Origin of the sequence: Vibrio sp. IB15 (assembly GCF_016406055.1) — a bacterium.
GTDB classification, from domain to species: domain Bacteria; phylum Pseudomonadota; class Gammaproteobacteria; order Enterobacterales; family Vibrionaceae; genus Vibrio; species Vibrio chagasii.
In genome coordinates this window covers 1-21,138 of record NZ_JAEFCE010000042.1, presented here as the reverse complement: position 1 = coordinate 21,138, position 21,138 = coordinate 1, and the positions used below count along the sequence as shown (strand labels likewise).

Here is a 21,138-nt window from a genome sequence, read left to right as displayed (position 1 = left end):
CCGCAGCTCATAGGCTGCGGTTTTTTGTTAGATATTGACCAAACTACATCATCACATTCAGTGACAGACCATCTTGTTTGCTGATGGTGTAGCGAACACGCGTTGTATGACCATGTTTGTTGGTGTCAACCAAGCGAGATACTTTGCCTTTCTTGACCCACACGCTCAACATCGCATCCACGCCGTCTTCACTCATACCAAATTTCGCTGCAATCTCTTTACGAGCTGCGACACCTTGGCTGTCAATGTACTGATGAAGTTCAGTTAAAATCATACGACTTGCACCTCTAATGCTTTTTGCTTGCTGCCAACTTTCTTAAATACACGGTAGGTAATCACAAAGCCACCAGCAATCGCGACCATCCACACTGCACTTGTCACAGGGTGTGCTGCAAAGTTTGCCGCTTGGTAGTAGAAAGTTGCACCAAAGTAGCCAAGCGCCATAGTCCAGACCGCAATAAAGCGTGCAAACATTTGACCAAATTCACGAACGTAAGCACCCATTGCAGCCACACAAGGTGTGTAAAGCAAGATAAGGATTAAGTAAGCAAACGCAGCGTGACCAGAAACAAATTTGTCTTTCAGGTTACCAAAGATAGACGAGTCAACCTCTTGCTCTTCGGCAACTGCACCAGAATCGCTTAAGTCACCCACTTCAATGCCTAGAGGATCCGAGTAGCTCAGACCGGCTAGATTCTCAGGGATCGTCATCACCGCTTCTTCTAAGCTCGCCGCCAAATCAAACTCAGCCGCTTCTTCATCAGAAGGCGTTGTGTAAAGGCTGTTCAAGGTACCTACTACCGCTTCTTTCGCGAAGATACCAGTAATGATACCTACCGTTGCTGGCCAGTTTTCTTCTGTAATGCCAATTGGTTGGAACACAGGAGTCACAACTTGCGCTGCCTTAGAAAGTACTGAATTTTCGCTGTCTTCGTTACCGAAACTCCCGTCCATACCCAGAGAGTTCAAGAAGCTTAAGATTGCTACCACAACCACAATCGTTTTACCTGCACCAAGTACGAATCGCTTCAGTTTCTGCCACGTTTTCAACATCACGTTTTGTACAGTTGGCAGCTCGTAGTCAGGCATTTCCATTACTAAGCTATCGCTGCTACCTGGGTAGACAGTGTTTTTAAGGAACAAACCAGTAAATACAGAAGCAAGGATACCCATGATGTACAGAGCAAATACCACGTTTTGACCAGCACCAGGGAAGAACGCCGCTGCAAAAAGTGCGTATACCGGTAGACGAGCACCACATGACATAAATGGTGCCATAGATGCAGCTAGTTTACGCTCACGCTCTTGATCAAGAGTACGAGTAGCCATGATAGACGGTACGTTACAGCCGAAGCCAAGCACTAACGGTACAAACGCCTTACCCGGCAGACCAATCTTTTGCATCACTTTATCAAGTACAAACGCAGCACGCGCCATGTAGCCTGAACTTTCAAGTACCGCTAAGAACAAGTAAAGCGCCGCGATAACCGGAATAAAGGTTGCGACAGTTTGAATACCGCCACCGATACCATCTGCAAGAATAGTAACCAGCCAAACTGGTAGGTGTCCGTCTAATAAATGGTGTCCACCATCAACCAAAATTGCACCAACACCAATATCAAAGAAGTCGATGAACGCGCTACCGATATTGATAGAGAACATGAACATTAAGTACATGATGACAAAGAAGAAAGGGATACCGACCCATTTGTTCAGAATGAATTGGTCAGCTTTCTCTGTGAAGTTACGGCTTAGTTTGCCTTCACTGCGGCGAACACGTTTACACAGATCGTGTAAGAAGGTGTACTTCGCGTCTGCTACCGCAAGGTCGATATCAAACTCGGCGCCAAGACGCACATTATCAATTTGAGTACGTGTTTGCGGAGCTAAACCGTTTAGCACCAAGTAATCATTTTCTAGAGCACGAATCGCAAGCGCTCGGTGAGAAACATCAGCATCATAAAAATGTGATTCAACAGAAGGAATAAGTGCTTCTAATGCTTCGTCATAGTTAATAGAGATAGGATCAAGGCTCACACCTTGAACAAGAAGCTTATGTAGGCGCTCTTTGAAACGAGCCACTTGGCCTTTATCGTTCGCAGACAAGCTAAGAACCGGGCAACCTAGCTCTTTCTCTAGCGCTTTCAGGTTAATCACCTGACGCTCGCGCTTTAATACATCCATTTTGTTCAATACAACGATCATTGGACGACCCAACTCTCGCAATTGCAATGTCATGTATAAGCTTCGTTCTAAGCAGCTTGCATCAACAACATTAATGATCACGTCAGCAGGGTGAGTCAGAACAGCTCGCGACGCGATAGACTCATCAATACTATTCGCATCATTACCACTATCTAGTGCGTAGATACCAGGCAAGTCGGTTAGCTGAAATTGGTCACCCGCATGTGAATAGACACCCGTTTTCTTTTCTACGGTTACGCCTACCCAGTTACCAACATGCTGCTTCGCACCGGTTAGTGCATTGAATAACGTTGTTTTACCACTATTCGGGTTACCAACGGTAAGAACTTGATAATCCATTTAGATAACCTCGATTTGTTCTGCGATGCTTTCACGAATGGCGATAGAGACTCCTCTCACCTCCACTTGAAGCGGATCCCCCATCGGCGCGCGACGGATTAGTGTAACTTCAGTGTTTGGTAACATACCCATGACCATTAGCTTTTTTCTAACTTCTGGTGTTAAGCCGGTTAAGGCAACTATAGAAGCCGCTTTTCCTTGCTCTAGTTGTGAGAGTTTCATAAATACCCAATTCGTGATTGATAATGAGAAAGATTGTTATTAACAGCATAATACACATACATGACCACAATTCTATTGTGTGAAATCAATGTTTTCGAAAATATATACTCGTAAGTTTCGTTAAAAACGTTTACGTCAAAACCGTCACTTTCAACAACTAGTGAGAACTACCTCACTAGTACACCACAAGCAGAAACATAACAAACCATTAAATATCAATAGCTTATGAAAATGTCGCTTTTCTCATAGCCTTCTGTCGTTAATTTTATAAGTAAAATAAGTCACTAATCGTATAGTTACTCCATCGAAGAGAAACTCCTTCTCTTTAATTTAATTCCAGAGGTGATGTGGCTTGCCATATCACTCCGGCAGCAAGCGAAGGTGTCATTGGCACCCGTGGTATAGTCCCCCCGGCTATACCACGATATTTTTTTTCTTATCTTGTTTAATCCCTGCAAAACAATCTTCAAAAAACTAACCCAAACATCTCGTATCTCGTATCTCGTATCTCGTATCTCGTATCTCGTATCTCGTATCTCGTAGAAGCATAAAAAAGCCCCAACACGAATGTCGAGGCTTCAATGAAACTATCTGTCGTTAGCGTAAGACTGGCTGGTTAATATTGTTCGCTCTAGTCTTCACTGTTTTCAGCAAACTTAGATGGAGACACACCAAAGTGATGTTTGAACCTTTGGCTGAAATAAGACGGGTCATTAAAGCCAGAGTCAAAAGCAACGTCTGATATCTTCTCTCCCGCGAGTAACCGCTCACACGCATGCTCCAAGCGAACCTCATTCAAATGTTCTTTAAAGGTCTTGTTATAAGCCATCTTAAAGCGCCTTTGTAAGCTTCTCTCAGACATAAATAGATACTTAGCAGCAGTAGCGGTACCAAACTCAGCATCAGCGTAGTGCTCACTAACAAGCTGAGACACTCGGTTCTTCCACTCTTGCTCTGCACTAAGCTTTAACTGCTCAGGTGAGGTATTAGCGAGCTTAATAGTCTCAATCTGCTCTATTGTACTGGTTTCGAGACTATCTAATACCTGATAGTCGATTGGCCAAGTAAGCTGAACCTTATTTTGGGAATCCGACACAAAGGCATTGATTTCACCACCACTCTGATTCATCAGCAACGGCAACTTTTCTATGTTTAAGTCGGTCGACTTACCACTGTTGTCACTAATACTGGAAGTTAACTTAGGGAAAGGCATGCCATGATCTAAAATGGTAACGACCAAGTGTTCTTTCAGCTCCTCCACCATGACCACCATACTCTGCGACTTAAAGTTACGCTTGATGATGCTCGCGATCAGGCTATTGAAGATGATGTCTAGATTAAAATACAGCAAAGAGACATGTCTATGCTTCGTCTCTACTTTTATCTCTAGCTCAATACCGGCTTTAGCTAAGTCTTCTTGCCACGCCTTAAGCACCGACTCCAAGATTAAGATCATATCGTAACCAACGGCACCACCACCTTGCCGGCGATTACTCAATTGAGCCAAACCATTCTTTAACGCAAGAATCGGCGATTTACCTTGTTCATCACTCCAATTAGGGAGCATGGCTGCAACTTGGTTAACCTCTGAAGAGAGTTCGTCGGCTGTATGAGACACAAGCGCATTCTTAACCGATAACTGCTTCTTAAGTTGCAGATTAGTCGTCAGTAGTATCCGACTTTGGTGCCTCAACTGATCAGTTTTCAAAGCTACTTGTGCTTTAAGATGTCTGTTGGCAAAAGTGACGTAACGCGAACGCCAAAAAACCAAAATGGTGACCACACAAATCAGTAAGATAAGAGAGCTCGCAGCAGCCCAATTACTGAGATACCAAGGTTCCGCTATAGAGAAGCTTTGACTGGTGGAGACAAAACGATAGTGTGAATCCTTTACCGGCTTCACTTCGAGCGTATAATCTCCCGGAAGCAAGTGGTCGAGTGTTAATAAGCCACCTTCAAACTCACTCCAAGGTTCATCATCATTGAGTCGATACTCCATCGCAGGGGCAAATGTAGCAGGCAAAGTGCCTAGCTTAAAGCCAATCGATGAACCATAAGGGATCTCGGCTAAATCCGCGGCCTTCCCACCCAATGATACGGTCTTTTGGTTAACACTTATCTTACTCAGCAATGCTCGGCTATGAGGCGTGGTAGATACCAACAACTCATTAGACAATGCACTCACCACACCATACTTAGAACCTAAAACTAACCGTGAGGATTGATTCTCCTCACTATAAAAGAGTTCACATGCACCGGCCGCCAATTCATTGGTGATCAAACCAAATGGTGAACCTATGTGCTTGTGCAGTTGACCATCCAGTCCATAATAGCTAAGTCCTTTTGAAGACCCCAACCACACACCATTCTCATCGCTAATCAGACAACTCGGACTGATATTCTCTTCAACCAAGGCGATCTCTTCTATCATCGAACCATCGTGAGGGATCCGATAAACGCCATAACTACCCGCAAACCACTGAGAGCCATCATTAGCTTTTTCTATATCAACCACTTTGCCAAATCGTTCGCTGGAACGACTAAAACTGATCCGTTTATCAACAAAGGAATAGAAGCCATGGTCGGTGCCGATGTAGACACGACCTTGTAAACCAATATTTAGATCTGTAATTTTTGCTGGCAGGAACTTATCCACCAACCAATCCATTCCGTAGCCCGTAAGCTCCATATGGTCGATCGATAATGAATAGAGGCTTTGACCAGAGGTCATCCAAAGGGTGTTATCACCTTGAAGAGCAAAATTCTCGATGTGGACGCCTTCAATGGCTCTTGGCAAATTCAGCGCTTCAAACTCCAACGTCTCGGTATTGAAGCTTATAATCCCTTCTTCGGTCGCCAACCAAATTGACCTACCAAAAACCTGAAAGTCCTTTACTGGTTTGGGATATACGCGCCTAGGCCTCTCTTCAGTTTCAGAATCAACGAGGTAGAGGCCCATCGAAGATGCCACCCAAGATAGATGCTCACCGATTGGCTCAACTTTATTGATCACCATACTGCTGGAGTGCATGCCCATTCCGGTGAGTGGCGTTCTTGAGAATGTCTTACTAAACAAAGAAAAATACCGAATACCGTTGTTGGTCGCGACCCACATCCCACCAGCATGATCGTTAATTAGTGAGTAAATTTTCTCGCCCGGTAACGAAAAGTCTTGGTTAGCAGCTTGTTCAAAACGAGTGATTTCGCCGGTAATAAAGTTGTAGCTAATCAAGCCGTGCTCAGTACCAATCCAATATTGATTCGTGGTTTCAGCAACAGAGAGCACATGCGAGCCATTGATCTTGGTCTCTTTCTCAGAATTAGCCAAATCAACAATCACAACACCATTTAATGTACCAATCAGTAATTCACGTCGCGCATTCGAAAAGTACACGGTCTCGATGTAGTGTTTATCGGAGGCAGCAACATGAGTAAATTCTTGATTTTCGGATAGGTAAGTGCCGGAACTGGTTGCCAATACCCATTTTGATAATACCCACTCAGCATCATTAATCGTAATGTCGCTGCTGTTGTTGTATCGGTACAGTTTGAGAAGTGAATAGGTATTAAATTCTAACGACTGAGTATTATAGGTGTAGAAATTATTGCCGTCGGTCACCCAGATATAATTGTCAGAGGCACCAATATTGGTTATCTCTGAACCAGGGCTAAGGCTAAATGCAAGCTCGTTACCAAGCCCAGGAGTATGTCGATATACCTCATTATCAAAAAACGTCCAAAACTCATCGTTCAGGAAAGCAACGCGTTCCGATGAGAACTGTAGCAGGCTGCCTTTTCGTGGTAGCAAAGCTCGACCATCGTAAAACAGGACTTTTCCATGCACATCATGGATCCAAAGCCCACCACCTGCGCCTAGATAGAGATTTTTAGCCGCGAGAAAATTCCCTTGCGCTTGAACAGGCAAAGGATAAAAGACAGACGGTGATGTATTTAACGCAAGAGCGCTAAATGAAATGCTCATTAGCATGAACATTCGGAAGACGATTCGATACAACTTCTAATCCTGAACAGCAACAACGTATGAAGTTTCGGCTACCGCAATGTCTTAACCTGCTCGACCAGAAACTGAGTTTTTTTGTGCTTATTATTATCTTTCCATTTTAGCGGAAATCTACGAAGGAGAAAGAAGGTTTATTGTTTGTTGAAAGGTTTTATCTTAGCGGTCACGAAAATGCCGCAAAAAGCGGCATTATTCATAATCATATAGAGAGCAAAGTAGAGTAAAAGTTACTTACTATTGATTACTTTGCACTTAGACAGCTTGCGTAGCTATCGGTAAGTTGCTGAAGAAAATCGAAATAACTTCCACTCTTCACTTCAACTGTAGAACCAATTGGGTCTAATTGACCTTGTTTCGCATTGCTTCCTCGAGTCACCGAGTCAATTACAGCCGGTGTAAATTGAGGCTCAGAAAACACACATTGAACGTTTTCACGTACTATTGTCTTCTTAATCGCAATCAAGCTTTTTGCACCCGGTTTACGCTCTGGGCTTACTGTAAAATGACCTAAGTTATTTAGGCCAAATTCTTCTTCATAGTAACCATACGCATCGTGGAAAACGTAGTAGCCTTTGTCTTTCACTGGAGCCAGTTGCTCGCGAATAGACTGCTGTTTTTCTTTCAATGCAATCAGGAATGAATCTAGATTCTCTTGATACGCCATTGCATTATCTGGGTCAGTTTCAATTAGCTTATCTGAAATGTACTTAGCAGCTACTTCCACTTGATCGATGCCTAACCAAAAGTGTGGGTCATGGCTGCCATGATGGTGCCCTTCATGTGCACCGTGATCATGCTCTTCATGACCAAACTCTCGTAAGTTGATACCAGGGATTTTACCGATTTCGATAACGTTATCATTCGATTCAATCACCTTAGTCAGAAACGCTTCTAAGTCAGGGCCAAACCAAACAACCATGTCTGCACTGTGAACTTTTTTGACATCAGACGGTTTAAGCGCATAATCGTGCGGCGAAGCATTGCTGTTCATCAACACATCCGGTTCACTAACGCTTTGCGTTAATTCTGTCACAATCATTTGAATTGGTTTGAAGCTTGTTAGAATGGTATTAGCACTTGCAACACTTGGCGCTAAAAGCAAAGTAGCAAGTATATAAGATGAACGTGACATAATTCCTCGATAATAGAAAAGTAGCTTAGGCTTGAGGTAAATGTTACATTATAACATTAGCGAATTGCAAATGAGTTCTATTCATGGATAACTTAATCCAACTAGATTCTGTGAGCGTCGAGTTTGACGGTCGAAAAGTCCTAGACAATATCTCTCTAAATTTAGAGCGTGGCAGAATCACTACCCTAATTGGGCCAAACGGTGCGGGAAAATCAACCCTAGTAAAAGTACTACTTGGGCTCCAACACAAATACTCTGGAAAGATTACCAAATCAAAAAAACTAAAAATTGGTTATGTTCCTCAAAAGCTAAAGCTGAATGATTCTCTGCCTCTCAATGTAGAGCGTTTCCTTAAGCTCACCGGTAGATTCAGTAAACAAGAGATCTTGGAAGCTCTAAAACTCGTTGGCGCTGAGCATCTGATGAAAAGCAACATGCATCAGCTATCAGGTGGTGAAAACCAACGCGTACTAATTGCTCGTTCTCTCTTGAGAAGGCCAGACCTATTGGTTCTTGATGAACCTGCACAAGGCGTAGATGTACAAGGTCAAATCGATCTCTACGAACTGATTGATTCTATTCGTCACCGCTTTGGCTGTGCAGTCTTTATGGTTTCACACGACTTACATTTAGTGATGGCAAAAACAGACGACGTGATCTGTTTACACCACCACATCTGTTGTTCAGGTGCGCCTGCAGATATCAAGCATCACCCTTCTTACATCGCCCTATTCGGTACCGCGGTGCAAGAGAGCTTGGCGTTCTACCATCACCAACATGACCACCATCACCATGACTTAGCAGGCCAGCCTGTATCTGGAGATGTACATGACTGCTCTAACCATAAACACGGACATCACCACTAATGCTTGAGTTTCTTTTACCTTCTATTCTCGCTGGCCTAGGCATTGCGCTTATTGCAGGTCCACTCGGGTCGTTCGTAGTGTGGCGTAAGATGGCGTACTTTGGTGACACATTGGCTCACGCATCGTTAATGGGTTTAGCGCTTGGTTTCCTATTCAATATTAATCTTTATTTCGCGCTGCTGATTTGCTGCTTGATGTTGGCTGTACTCCTAGTAACACTCCAAAAACAGAAGCTTGTTGCCACCGACACCCTACTCGGCATTCTTGCACACAGTGCGCTATCACTAGGCTTAGTCGCAGTTAGCTTTCTCGATAACGTTCGTGTCGACCTGATGAGCTACCTATTTGGTGACCTGCTTGCCGTTTCCCCGACAGATTTAATGTTCATTTATGCAGGTGCGGCTGTCATTGGACTGGTGTTAACTATCTTTTGGCGACCGCTGTTATCGACAACGGTAAACGAAGATCTTGCAGCGGTTGATGGTATCAACATTGATTTAATGCGTCTGATTCTAATGTTACTGGTCGGCATCGTGATTGCTGTTGGTATGAAGTTTGTTGGTGCGTTAATCATGACATCATTACTGATTATCCCTGCAGCAACAGCAAGAAAGTTCTCAAGTACACCTGAGCAGATGGCATTCTTTGCTTCAATTATTGGCTCAGTCGCAGTATGTGGTGGGTTGAGCCTATCTTGGTTCTACGACACACCAGCAGGCCCATCTGTAGTGATTAGTGCTGCTACGATGTTTATGTTGTCTCAGATGGTTAAGAGCCGAGCTTAACGTTACGCTCTCGCATCGCGCATCGCGCATCTAAAAAAACATACAAAAAAGGCTTGGTCATCGACCAAGCCTTTTTATTATTTATCGCTTAAAGCGCTGATTACCAACCAGTAATCTCACGTAGACCTTTACCGATGTCAGCAAGAGACTTAACTGTCTTAACGCCTGCTGCTTCTAGTGCTGCGAATTTGTCTTCAGCAGTACCTTTACCGCCAGAGATGATTGCGCCAGCGTGGCCCATACGTTTACCTGGAGGAGCAGTAACACCTGCGATGTAAGAAACAACTGGCTTAGTTACGTTCTCTTTGATGAACGCCGCCGCTTCTTCTTCCGCGGTACCACCGATCTCACCAATCATTACGATTGCTTCAGTCTCAGGGTCTTCTTGGAACAGTTTTAGGATATCAATGAAGTTTGAGCCTGGGATTGGGTCACCACCGATACCAACACATGTAGACTGACCGAAGCCTTCATCTGTTGTTTGTTTCACTGCTTCGTAAGTAAGAGTACCTGAACGAGATACGATACCTACTTTACCTTTCTTGTGGATGTGACCAGGCATGATACCAATCTTACACTCGTCTGGAGTGATAAGACCTGGACAGTTAGGACCGATCATGCGAACGCCAGTTTCTTCTAGCTTCACTTTAACGTCGATCATATCTGTTGTTGGGATACCTTCCGTGATCGTTACGATCAATTCGATACCTGCATCAATCGCTTCTAGGATTGCGTCTTTACAGAAAGGTGCTGGAACGTAGATAACCGTTGCTGTTGCGCCAGTTACTTCTACTGCTTCGCGTACAGTGTTGAATACTGGAAGACCAAGGTGAGTTTGACCACCTTTACCAGGAGATACACCACCAACCATTTGCGTACCGTATGCGATAGCTTGCTCTGAGTGGAATGTACCTTGACCGCCAGTGAAACCCTGACAGATTACTTTAGTGTCTTTGTTAATTAATACAGACATTATTTCGCCTCCGCAGCAGCAACAACTTTCTGAGCAGCATCTGTTAGAGATTCAGCTGCAATGATATCAACGTCAGAATTAGCAAGTACTTCACGACCTAGGTCTGCGTTAGTACCTTCTAGACGAACAACAACAGGTACTGTTACGCCTACTTCTTTAACCGCACCGATAATACCTTCAGCGATCATGTCACAACGTACGATGCCACCGAAGATGTTTACTAGTACTGCGCTAACATTGTCATCAGAAAGGATGATCTTGAATGCTTCAGCTACACGCTCTTTCGTTGCGCCGCCGCCTACATCAAGGAAGTTTGCTGGTTTGCCGCCGTGTAGGTTAACGATATCCATCGTACCCATCGCAAGGCCTGCACCGTTAACCATACAGCCAACGTTACCATCTAGTGCTACGTAGTTTAGTTCCCACTGTGCTGCGTGTGCTTCGCGCTCATCTTCTTGAGATGGATCGTGCATTTCACGCAATTTAGGTTGACGGTACATCGCGTTTGAGTCGATGTTGATCTTGCCGTCTAGACAAAGAAGGTTGCCTTCACCAGTGATAACAAGTGGGTTAATTTCCAGCAGAGCTAGATCGTATTGAGCGAACATTTCACCAAGACCCATGAAGATCTTAACGAACTGTTTGATTTGATCGCCAACTAGACCAAGTTTGAATGCCAGTTCACGGCCTTGGTAAGCTTGAGGGCCTACTAGAGGATCGATCGCAGATTGGTGAATCAACTCTGGAGTTTCTTCAGCGATTTTCTCGATGTCCACACCGCCTTCAGTTGACGCCATGAATACAATTTTACGTGTTGCGCGGTCAACAACAGCACCTAGGTAAAGTTCGTTAGCGATGTTTGACGCTTCTTCAACTAGGATCTTAGTTACAGGCTGACCATTAGCGTCTGTTTGGTAAGTCACTAGGTTTTTACCTAGCCACTTTTGTGCAAACTCTTTAACGCCTTCTTTTGTGTCGTGTAGCTCTACGCCACCCGCTTTACCGCGGCCACCAGCGTGTACTTGACACTTAACGACTTTTTTCTCAGTTGAGATACGGCCAGCAGCTTCGAAAGCTTCTTGTGCAGTATCACATGCGAAACCTTCTGGTACAGGCAAACCGAATTCTGCAAACAGCTGTTTGGCTTGGTATTCATGCAAATTCATTTTGATATTCCGTTTATTTTCCCTTAAGGGATTATTATTTCCATAACGACACAGTTTCCTGTGTTACGTCTGTAGGGTCTTCTCAAATCAACTGCTGTCCATTTTGTAATGGCTTAACAGTTCAAGTGAAGGCCAGACGTTGAGCAGCCTAGCCTTTGAAACTTTTTACGTCTAGCTAACTGGGCTAACTAGACGTTTTAGCGATACTAAACGTCTAATAGCAGACGAGCAGGATCTTCTAGTAGCTCTTTAATGGTCACTAGGAAGCCAACTGATTCACGGCCATCGATTAGACGGTGGTCGTAAGAAAGCGCTAGGTACATCATTGGTAGAATTTCTACTTTGCCATCAACTGCCATTGGACGTTCTTGGATTTTGTGCATACCCAAGATAGCCGCTTGTGGTGGGTTGATGATTGGCGTAGACATTAGAGAGCCGAATACACCACCGTTTGTGATAGTGAAGTTACCACCCATTAGTTCATCAACAGTTAGCTTGCCGTCACGGCCTTTGATCGCTAACTCTTTGATGCCTTTTTCGATGTCAGCGAAACCTAGCGTGTCACAGTCTTTCAGTACTGGAGTCACTAGACCACGTGGCGTAGATACCGCCATGCTGATGTCGAAGTAGTTGTGGTAAACGATATCATCACCATCGATAGATGCGTTTACTTCTGGGTAACGCTTAAGCGCTTCAGTTACCGCTTTCACGTAGAAAGACATGAAGCCAAGACGCGTGTCGTGACGCTTCTCGAATTGGTCTTTGTACTGCTTACGAAGATCCATGATTGGCTTCATGTTTACTTCGTTGAAAGTCGTTAGCATTGCTGTGCTGTTTTTCGCTTCTAGAAGACGGTTAGCTACTGTCTTACGTAGGCGAGTCATAGGCACGCGCTTCTGGCTACGAGCTGCCGCTGGCGCTTCAACCGCTGGTGCAGCTGCTGTCGGCGCCGCTTTCGCTGCCGCTAGGTGTGCGTCGATGTCTTCACGAGTAATACGACCACCAACACCAGTGCCTTTCACGTCAGCTGGTTGTAGGTTGTGTTCAGCTAGAAGACGACGAACAGCTGGGCTCAGTGCGTCGTTGCTCTCTTCTGTAAGCGCTGCTTTATGGCGTTTGTCAGGAGATGCTTCTGTGTCTTCTGTTGTATCAGTTGTTGGCTCACCTGCAACCGCGCCAGGCTTCAACTTAGCGATAAGCTGCTTAGAAAGTACCGTAGCACCCTCGTCTTCGATGATAGCTTCCAGAACACCCGCTTCAGGCGCAGGTACTTCTAGAACTACTTTGTCTGTTTCGATATCTACAATGACTTCATCACGTGCAACCGCTTCGCCTGGTTTTTTGTGCCAAGTCGCAACTGTTGCATCAGCCACAGATTCAGGTAAATCTGGAACCAGAATTTCAATTGTCATGTCTGTATTTTCCTTTTACTTCTAGTTCTTTGGTAGGGTCAGAGCGTCATCTACTAACGCTTTTTGTTGTTTCAAGTGTACCGACATATAGCCTACAGCTGGTGATGCTGATGCAGGACGACCTGCGTATTGAATATCAGCGCCTACTGGGATAGCAGCTCGGAAGTTATGTTGGCTGCTGTACCAAGCACCTTGGTTCTGAGGCTCTTCTTGACACCAAACGTAATCAACAACATTTGTGTATTGTGCAATTGCAGCGCGAACATCCTCGTAAGGGAATGGGTATAGCTGCTCAATACGAACAATAGCAACGTCGTCTTGCTCGTTCTTACGTCTTTGGTCAAGTAGGTCGAAGTAAACCTTACCTGAACAGAATACGACGCGTTTTACGTTCTCAGAAGCGATATCATCAATCTCTGCGATAGCTGGTTGGAACGTACCTTCTGCTAGGTCTTCTAGAGAAGACGTACACAGCGGGTGACGAAGCAATGACTTAGGTGACATTACAATCAGAGGACGGCGCATTGGTCGAACAACCTGACGGCGAATCATGTGGTAAACCTGTGCTGGTGTTGAAGGAACAACAACCTGCATATTTTGTTCAGCACATAATTGAAGGTAACGCTCAAGACGTGCAGAAGAGTGCTCTGGACCTTGGCCTTCATAACCGTGAGGAAGCAGCATAGTCAAGCCACATAGACGTGCCCACTTTTGCTCACCTGACGAAATAAATTGGTCAATAACAACTTGTGCACCGTTTGCGAAGTCACCAAATTGCGCTTCCCAAAGGGTTAGACCGCTTGGCTCTGCTGTTGCGTAGCCATACTCGAACGCTAGCACTGCTTCTTCAGACAATACTGAGTCAAATACTTGGAATGGACCCTGCTTATCATGAATGTTCGCAAGAGGAACATACGTGCTTGCGTCTGATTGGTTGTGCAGTACTGAGTGACGGTGGAAGAAAGTACCACGGCCTGAATCTTGGCCAGAGATACGAATACGCTTGCCATCGTCAACAAGTGTTGCGTAAGCCAAAGTTTCAGCCATACCCCAATCGACTTGTTTCTCACCATTCACCATGGCAGTACGATCGTTGTACAGTTTATTAACTCGGCTTTGTAGCTTGTGGCTTTCTGGATATTGACAGATCTTAGTACCAAGCTCTTTTAGACGCTCGATATCAACCTTGTTATCCCAGTCAATATTCCAGTCGTGACCTAGATAAGGAGACCAGTCTACAGAGTGAAGTGCCATTGGGCGCCACTCTTTAACCACAACTTCACCGTGATCAAGTGCGTCACGATATTCGTTAACCAGTTGAGTTGCCGTATCAATACCAAACTCACCGCGCTCCATTAGCACGTCAGCGTAAAGCTTACGTGGTGTTGGGTGCTTCTTGATTTTTTGATACATCAAAGGCTGAGTTGCGTTCGGCTCATCGGCTTCGTTGTGACCGTGGCGACGGTAACAAACTAGGTCGATAACAACATCACGTTTGAAAGTATTACGGTAATCCAGTGCTAAGCGAGCAACAAAAGCAACCGCTTCTGGATCATCAGCATTAACGTGGAAAATCGGAGCCTGTACCATCTTAGCGATATCGGTACAGTACATCGTAGAGCGTGTGTCGCGAGGGTTAGACGTTGTAAAACCAACTTGGTTATTTACAACGATACGAACCGTACCACCTACGCAGAAACCACGAGCTTGAGACATGTTAAACGTCTCTTGCACAACACCCTGACCAGCGATTGCTGAGTCACCGTGAATCGTGATTGGCAGTACACGGCTACCATCAGTATCACCTAGGCGATCTTGACGTGCACGTACTGAACCGATAACCACTGGGTTTACGATTTCTAAGTGTGATGGGTTAAATGCTAGTGCTAAGTGAACGTTGCCACCTGGTGTCGCGAAATCCGCAGAGAAACCTTGGTGGTATTTAACATCACCAGTACCCCACGTTTCGTCGTGCTTACCCGCGAACTCGTCAAACAGGTCTTGCGGCTTTTTACCAAGCACGTTAACCAACATGTTTAGACGACCACGGTGAGCCATACCAACAACGACTTCACGCATGCCTTGTCCACCAGCATGACGAATGATCTCTTTCGTCATTGGGATAAGTGCATCACCACCTTCCAACGAGAAACGTTTCGCGCCTGGGAATTTCGCACCAAGATAGCGCTCAAGACCTTCAGCAGCGGTTAGCTCTTCTAGGAAAGCTTGCTTTTCTTCTTTGTTGAAAGAGGGTTGACCAGACACAGACTCTAAACGTTGTTGAATCCAACGTTTTTGCTCTGTATTAGTCATGTGCATGTATTCAGCACCAATTGAACCACAATAGGTTTGCTTTAGAGATTTGTGTAAATCTTTAAGCACCATCGTCTCTTGGCCAATCGCGTAAGAGCCGACGTTAAACGTCTCATTGAGGTCTTCTTCGGTAAGAGTGTGGAAAGAAGGGTCCAGTTCATCAACTGTCGCTCTCTTCCATAAACCTAGGGGGTCTAGATTTGCTGCTTGATGCCCTCGGAATCGATAAGCATTAATCAGTTGCAGAACTTTTACTTGTTTCGCATCGACATCTGGATCACTAACTTGGACACTGTAATGCTTTGTTTCTTGAGCGAGTCGACGGAAGTATTCACGAACACGAGAGTGTGGTTGTTCCACCGCTTCTGAAGCTTGCACAGGCAATTCTTCAAAAACACTTCTCCATTCGTCACTTACCGAATCGGGGTCACTTAGATACAGTTCATAGAGTTCTTCTACGTACGTTGCATTGGCGCCAGCCAAGTGTGAAGACTCGAGCCATGCCTTCATCACGCCGTTGTGCATATTTTCCCTTAACCAGTAGTTTTCACGTTTGCTGCGGTCTATGCCGAGCTATTAAAAGGCCGCCCCAAAACTTCTAGGGCGGCAATTTTTTTTATAACTTAAACCGAACGATTAACTAACATGGTCTTGATGTGACCAATCGCTTTCGTCGGATTTAATCCCTTAGGACAAACACTTACACAATTCATGATGCCATGGCAACGAAAAACGCTAAATGCATCATCAAGATCAGACAAACGTTCATCTGTTGCAGTATCTCGGCTGTCAATTAGCCAACGGTACGCGGCAAGTAGGCCTGCTGGTCCGATGAACTTGTCAGGGTTCCACCAGAACGATGGGCATGACGTTGTACAACATGCACACATGATACATTCGTACAGTCCATCTAAATGAGCACGCTCATCAGGGCTTTGTAAGTTTTCACGTGCCGGTGGTGTGTTACCATCAGACACTAAGAATGGTTTTACTTTTTCGTAGTTATCATAGAACTGAGTCATATCAACAATCAGGTCACGAATAACAGGTAGACCCGGCAGTGGGCGAACAATAATTTTATCCTTGCTACTAAGAGTTGACAGTGGCGTGATACACGCAAGGCCGTTTTTACCGTTCATATTTAGGCCGTCTGAACCACATACACCTTCGCGGCATGAGCGACGGAAAGCGATGGTCGGATCCTGCTCTTTCAATAGAATGAGCGCATCCAGAAGCATCATGTCTGAGCCTTCTTCCACCTCTAGTGTGTAATCCTGCATGTAAGGCTTCGAATCGACGTCTGGATTGTAACGATACAAAGAGAAAGTCAATTTCATGGTCATGTCTCCTTAGTACGTGCGTGCTTTTGGTGGGAATGCTTCACGATGGATAGGCTCCATGTTTACACCTCGTTTGCTCATACTCTCTGACTCAGGGTTGTAGAGAGAGTGGCACAGCCACTGTTCATCATCACGATCGGGGAAGTCAAAACGAGCATGTGCACCACGACTTTCTGTGCGGTAATTAGCCGCAAATGCTGTTGCAAAAGCCGTTTCCATCAAGTTATCAAGCTCAAGACATTCGACGCGCTGGGTATTGAACTCCGTAGACTTATCAGACAAATGTGCATTTTTCAGACGCTCACGAATCGCTTTAAGCTCTTCTAAGCCCTCAGCCATTGCTTTGCCTTCACGGAATACAGAGAAGTTGTTCTGCATACATTGCTGTAGATCTTTACGGATTTGCGCTGGATCTTCACCGTCTGTGCTGTTTTCCCAACGGTTGTAGCGCTCTAGAGAACGAGCGATATCTTCTTCCGTTGCTGGCTTCGCATCCGCTTGCTTCTTCAGTGTCTCACCTAGGTGTAGACCTGTCGCACGACCGAATACAACCAAGTCAAGCAGTGAGTTACCACCTAAACGGTTAGCACCGTGTACGGATACTGAAGCAATCTCACCACAAGCGAATAGACCTTGTACCTCTACATCGCTACCATCTGTACCCTGCTTAATCGCTTGGCCGGAAACTTGTGTTGGTACACCACCCATCATGTAATGACATGTTGGGATCACTGGGATCGGCTCTTTTACTGGATCAACGTGTGCGAATGTACGAGACAGTTCACATACACCAGGTAGACGAGACTCCAGTGTTTCTTTACCTAGGTGGTCCAGTTTCAGTTTAATGTGTGGACCCCAAGGGCCGTCACAACCACGGCCTTCACGGATTTCTACCATCATTGAACGAGCAACAACGTCACGACCCGCTAAGTCTTTCGCGTTTGGAGCGTAACGCTCCATAAAACGTTCGCCATCTTTGTTAAGGAGATAGCCGCCTTCACCACGGCAACCCTCTGTTACAAGCGTCCCCGCACCGGCAATACCCGTTGGGTGGAACTGCCACATTTCGATGTCTTGCATAGGCACGCCGGCACGAATCGCCATACCCACACCGTCACCAGTATTGATGTGTGCGTTAGTTGTTGATGCGTAGATACGACCAGCACCACCAGTTGCTAGGACTGTTGCTTTTGCTTTAAAGTAGCATACTTCGCCTGTTTCCATGCAAAGTGCTGTTGTACCAAGAATGGCACCGTCTTCATTCTTCACAAGATCAAGCGCGTACCACTCAGAGAACACGGTTGTTTTGTGTTTGATGTTTTGTTGGTAAAGCGTGTGTAGCAATGCGTGACCAGTACGGTCAGCTGCTGCAGCGGTACGAGCCGCTTGCTCACCACCAAAGTTTTTCGATTGGCCACCAAAAGGACGTTGGTAAATGGTGCCGTTGTCGAAACGAGAAAATGGAAGACCCATTTTTTCTAGTTCAATAACTGATTCTGGGCCATTTTTACACATGTATTCGATAGCATCTTGGTCACCGATGTAATCAGAACCTTTTACTGTGTCGTACATGTGTTGTTCCCAGTGATCTTCGTGCGCATTACCTAGCGCAACCGTAATACCACCTTGAGCAGATACGGTATGAGAACGAGTTGGGAAAACTTTAGAAAGCAATGCACATGATAGGCCTTGCTCTGAAATTTGCAGTGCGGCACGCATACCAGCACCACCAGCGCCGATAACTACGGCATCAAACTCACGAACAGGAATAGTCACTTACGCACCCCACAAAATAAATAGACCAGAGAAGAAATATCCAAGAAGAACCGCAACTACACCTACTTGAAGGCCAACACGCAGTTTAGCGCACTTGATGTAGTCGGTTAGCACTTGCCACAAACCGATCCAAGCGTGAACAAGAACCGAAGTAAGCGCTAACATGGTAAATACTTTAGTGAAGGTTCCACCAAAGAACTGAGTCCATGATACGTAAGAGATATCGGTGAAGGCACAAAAGCTCACCAAATAAATTGTATATAGCGTCATAATGATTGCAGTTGCACGAATCAATAAGAAATCGTGAACGCCATTACGGCCAAATGTCGAAACGTTGTTTACCATACTAAGATCCCCGCTAGTAGAGACAATACCGCTGTCGCTGCGAATGCAACCTTAGCGCTCTTCGCGCCAGATTCCAGCTCTTCAAAGTGACCTAAGTCCATAAGAAGGTGACGAATACCACCAGCAATGTGGTAAGCCAAAGCGGTTAAAATGCCCCACAGAATAAACTTCACGAAGAAACCGTCGACAATGTCGCTAGCTTCCATAAAGCCTACTGGGGATGAGAGGGAAATGGATAGTAACCAAAGCAAAATTCCAATCGCAACAAAAGTAATCACCCCAGACACACGGTGTAGGATGGAAGCTATTGCAGTGATCGGAAAGTGGATGGTCTGTAAATCTAAATTAACAGGTCTTGTCTTTCTTTCTTTCACGGGCTTGCTCACTCAGCTCCATTGAGCATTATGGTCATTAAATAACCTTATGATATTGTTATGGACAAAATTTGATCGCAAACCTTCAAAATTTAACATTAACTTAACAAATAACTGAAGTTGAGCCTTAGATAATTGTAAAAAAATTGTTAACGGCACGGTTAAGATAGACACCTCACATTTCTTCTTAGCCTTGCATTTATAAGCTTTTAACCAAATTTTTCATCGCCACTATACGGCTCGCAACATTCTAATACAATTGACGCAACAAATAATGCTACACAGACCAGATTTTTAACGAATTTAATGTGAAAAATACTAACAAGTGCACACAAAGCTGCAGAAAAATTGACTTTCCCACGTAAGACCAGTAAAAAAATGGCTCATAAACATCCTGGACGGATTAAATAATAAACAAAGGAGATTGTTATGGCGGATAAGAAAGCTACCCTTCACATTGAAGGTCAAGCGCCAATCGAGCTGCCGATTACAGAAGGTGTACTAGGTACTCCAGTGATCGATGTTCGTACACTAGGATCTAATGGTTTTTTCACTTTTGACCCTGGTTTTCTTGCCACTGCATCTTGTGAGTCTCAAATCACTTTTATTGACGGTGGTAAAGGTATCCTTTTACACCGTGGTTATCCAATTGACCAACTTGCCAATAACGCTGATTACTTAGAAGTATGTTACATACTTCTTTACGGTGAAGCCCCATCTCGAGCTGAATACGAAAAGTTCAAGACTACCGTGACACGTCACACTATGGTACACGAGCAAATTGCTAGTTTCTTCCACGGCTTCCGTCGTGATGCTCACCCTATGGCTGTAATGTGTGGTGTAGTAGGCGCTCTAGCAGCGTTCTACCACGACTCACTTGATATCAACAACGATACACACCGTGAAATTGCGGCTTACCGTCTAATTTCAAAAATGCCAACACTGGCAGCAATGTGTTACAAATATTCTATTGGTCAGCCGTTTATCTACCCACGCAACGACCTAAGCTACGCTGAAAACTTCCTACACATGATGTTTGCAAACCCATGTGAAGAGTACGAAGTAAACCCTATCGTAGCTCGTGCAATGGATAAGATTTTCACCCTACACGCAGACCACGAACAAAACGCTTCTACATCTACAGTACGTTTATCTGGTTCATCTGGTGCTAACCCGTTTGCTTGTATCGCAGCAGGTATCGCGTCACTTTGGGGCCCAGCTCACGGTGGTGCAAACGAAGCATGTCTACGTATGCTTGAAGAGATCGGTAGCGTAGATAACATTGAAGAGTATGTTGCAAAAGCGAAAGACAAAGATGACCCATTCCGTTTGATGGGCTTCGGTCACCGCGTTTACAAGAACTACGATCCACGTGCAACAGTAATGCGCGAAGCGTGTCACGAAGTACTTAAAGAGCTAAACATCCAAGATCCACTACTTGACGTAGCAATGGAACTTGAGCGTATCGCTCTTTCTGATGAATACTTTGTGTCTAAGAAGCTATACCCGAACGTAGACTTCTACTCAGGTATCATTCTGAAAGCTATCGGCATTCCAGTGTCTATGTTTACAGTAATCTTCGCGATGTCTCGTACTATCGGTTGGATTGCACACTGGAACGAAATGCACAGCGACCCAACAAACCGTATCGGTCGTCCTCGTCAACTATACACTGGTGAAGAGCAACGTGACTTTAAAGCACTTCACGAACGTGAATAATTGCGATTAAAGTACAATTGTTAAAAGGGTTGATGTGAAAGCATCAACCCTTTTCTTTTATATGCTCGCAACTCTGTCATCCTCAAGAACGAGGAACGTATATGGACTCCCCTAGTATTGCAAGGAAACGAGTAAAGGTATGCAATTGCA

The 21,138-nt window shown here is 44.9% G+C and carries 16 protein-coding genes; 3 read left to right on the top strand and 13 right to left on the bottom strand.

The features are described 5' to 3' along the window. Positions 1-43: 43 nt before the first annotated feature. From JC606_RS15525 to znuA, 5 genes are all read right to left on the bottom strand, one after another. A complete protein-coding gene (locus tag JC606_RS15525; protein ID WP_004737929.1) occupies positions 44-274 on the bottom strand; it encodes a FeoC-like transcriptional regulator in 231 nt (76 codons plus the stop codon). Further along, on the bottom strand, positions 271-2,544 hold the full coding sequence (gene feoB / locus JC606_RS15520) for a Fe(2+) transporter permease subunit FeoB (protein ID WP_150897812.1): 2,274 nt from the start codon (positions 2,542-2,544) through the stop codon (positions 271-273). The genes JC606_RS15525 and feoB overlap by 4 nt, the downstream gene beginning before the upstream one ends. Further along, complete coding sequence (locus JC606_RS15515; protein WP_150897811.1) at positions 2,545-2,766, bottom strand: FeoA family protein; 222 nt, start codon at positions 2,764-2,766, stop codon at positions 2,545-2,547. A 631-nt stretch (positions 2,767-3,397) separates the two neighbouring features. Further along, the gene (locus tag JC606_RS15510) at positions 3,398-6,760 is read right to left on the bottom strand and encodes a helix-turn-helix domain-containing protein (RefSeq protein ID WP_198778919.1); all 3,363 of its coding nucleotides are present in this window, start codon (positions 6,758-6,760) and stop codon (positions 3,398-3,400) included. 268 nt (positions 6,761-7,028) lie between these two features. Beyond that, the gene (gene znuA, locus JC606_RS15505) at positions 7,029-7,919 is read right to left on the bottom strand and encodes a zinc ABC transporter substrate-binding protein ZnuA (protein ID WP_198778917.1); all 891 of its coding nucleotides are present in this window, start codon (positions 7,917-7,919) and stop codon (positions 7,029-7,031) included. 83 nt (positions 7,920-8,002) lie between these two features. Between znuA and znuC the strand changes: the two genes are divergently transcribed. Both znuC and znuB read left to right on the top strand, forming a co-directional pair. Beyond that, positions 8,003-8,785 (top strand): zinc ABC transporter ATP-binding protein ZnuC, encoded by a 783-nt coding sequence (gene znuC, locus JC606_RS15500; RefSeq protein WP_061034153.1) that lies wholly within the window; start codon positions 8,003-8,005, stop codon positions 8,783-8,785. Beyond that, positions 8,785-9,570 carry a zinc ABC transporter permease subunit ZnuB gene (gene znuB, locus JC606_RS15495; RefSeq protein ID WP_137407938.1) on the top strand — a complete coding sequence of 262 codons (786 nt, stop codon included), beginning with the start codon at positions 8,785-8,787 and terminating at the stop codon, positions 9,568-9,570. The genes znuC and znuB overlap by 1 nt, the downstream gene beginning before the upstream one ends. 100 nt (positions 9,571-9,670) lie before the next feature. Here the strand turns inward: znuB and sucD are convergent, their stop codons facing one another. From sucD to sdhC, 8 genes are all read right to left on the bottom strand, one after another. Then, on the bottom strand, positions 9,671-10,543 hold the full coding sequence (gene sucD / locus JC606_RS15490) for a succinate--CoA ligase subunit alpha (RefSeq protein ID WP_004737919.1): 873 nt from the start codon (positions 10,541-10,543) through the stop codon (positions 9,671-9,673). Further along, a complete protein-coding gene (sucC, locus tag JC606_RS15485; RefSeq protein ID WP_004737918.1) occupies positions 10,543-11,709 on the bottom strand; it encodes an ADP-forming succinate--CoA ligase subunit beta in 1,167 nt (388 codons plus the stop codon). Before sucC ends, sucD begins: the two co-directional genes overlap by 1 nt. A gap of 206 nt (positions 11,710-11,915) precedes the next feature. Continuing rightward, positions 11,916-13,121 carry a 2-oxoglutarate dehydrogenase complex dihydrolipoyllysine-residue succinyltransferase gene (gene odhB, locus JC606_RS15480; RefSeq protein WP_198778916.1) on the bottom strand — a complete coding sequence of 402 codons (1,206 nt, stop codon included), beginning with the start codon at positions 13,119-13,121 and terminating at the stop codon, positions 11,916-11,918. A gap of 21 nt (positions 13,122-13,142) precedes the next feature. Continuing rightward, positions 13,143-15,959: a 2-oxoglutarate dehydrogenase E1 component gene (gene sucA / locus JC606_RS15475; protein WP_198778915.1), complete on the bottom strand. Its 2,817-nt coding sequence runs from the start codon at positions 15,957-15,959 to the stop codon at positions 13,143-13,145. Positions 15,960-16,057: 98 nt separating this feature from the next. Then, complete coding sequence (locus JC606_RS15470; protein WP_063523935.1) at positions 16,058-16,771, bottom strand: succinate dehydrogenase iron-sulfur subunit; 714 nt, start codon at positions 16,769-16,771, stop codon at positions 16,058-16,060. Between the two features lie 12 nt (positions 16,772-16,783). After that, positions 16,784-18,550, bottom strand: a complete 1,767-nt coding sequence (gene sdhA, locus JC606_RS15465) for a succinate dehydrogenase flavoprotein subunit (protein WP_137407939.1) — start codon at positions 18,548-18,550, stop codon at positions 16,784-16,786. Continuing rightward, positions 18,551-18,895, bottom strand: coding sequence for a succinate dehydrogenase, hydrophobic membrane anchor protein (gene sdhD, locus JC606_RS15460; RefSeq protein ID WP_004737911.1), 345 nt, complete (start codon positions 18,893-18,895; stop codon positions 18,551-18,553). After that, a complete protein-coding gene (gene sdhC, locus JC606_RS15455; protein WP_019820486.1) occupies positions 18,889-19,281 on the bottom strand; it encodes a succinate dehydrogenase cytochrome b556 subunit in 393 nt (130 codons plus the stop codon). The genes sdhD and sdhC overlap by 7 nt, the downstream gene beginning before the upstream one ends. Before the next feature lie 417 nt (positions 19,282-19,698). Between sdhC and JC606_RS15450 the strand changes: the two genes are divergently transcribed. Further along, positions 19,699-20,988, top strand: coding sequence for a citrate synthase (locus JC606_RS15450; RefSeq protein ID WP_004737907.1), 1,290 nt, complete (start codon positions 19,699-19,701; stop codon positions 20,986-20,988). Positions 20,989-21,138 lie beyond the last annotated feature (150 nt).